This is a genomic window from Oleiphilus sp. HI0066 (assembly GCF_001635725.1).
The window spans coordinates 1-801 of the sequence record NZ_LWFH01000508.1 but is presented as its reverse complement, the minus strand read 5'-3'; the positions used below and the strand labels follow the sequence as shown (position 1 = coordinate 801).

Sequence of the window (801 nt, the reverse complement as noted above, 5' to 3'; positions counted from 1 at the left end):
TGACGCGGATGTTGCGCTACATTCCCCATGTAGGACATGACGGGAGTAGGTGAGTCGCCTGGCTGGCGTTGCATTACGCTGAAATCTACACTTCGTGCATCAATACGAGGAGGCGTTCCCGTTTTTAATCTACCGACACGGAAAGGCAGCTCTCTCAAACGATTGGCTAGCGCAATAGAAGGAGGGTCTCCGGCACGTCCGCCACTATGATTTTCTAGGCCAACGTGAATGACACCACCTAAAAAGGTTCCCGTAGTCAGTACGACCGATTCCGCTCTAAACGTTAAGCCCATATTGGTGATCACACCTTTTACGGAATCACCTTCAACAACGAGATCATCAGCAGCTTGCTGGAATATATCTAAGTTTGGCTGATTCTCTAGGATATCCCTGATCGCAGCTTTATATAAAATTCTATCTGCTTGAGCGCGCGTCGCTCTAACTGCAGGTCCCTTTCGACTATTCAATACGCGAAATTGTATTCCCGCCAAATCAGTCGCTTTCGCCATAGCGCCATCAAGAGCATCAATTTCTTTTACTAGATGACTCTTACCAATGCCGCCTATAGCCGGGTTACAAGACATTTGTCCAAGCGTCTCGATATTGTGCGTCAACAATAATGTTTGCGCGCCTGTCCGTGCTGAAGCGAGAGCTGCTTCAGTACCAGCATGACCACCACCTATAACAATGACATCGTAAAGCTTTGGATATTCCACAAATAACCTCTAAAAACGGAATAAAAAAGGGCGCGCAATTATAATGAGTCACGCTTCGCTTTAACAGAATGAAATGTATATTTTT

Annotated in this window: 1 protein-coding gene; it reads right to left on the bottom strand. The window is 46.2% G+C overall.

Annotation, left to right across the window (positions count from 1 at the left end):
- The coding region (locus A3738_RS07045) for an FAD-dependent oxidoreductase (protein ID WP_082889988.1) at positions 1-716 on the bottom strand (716 nt) is incomplete at its 3' end.
- Positions 717-801 lie beyond the last annotated feature (85 nt).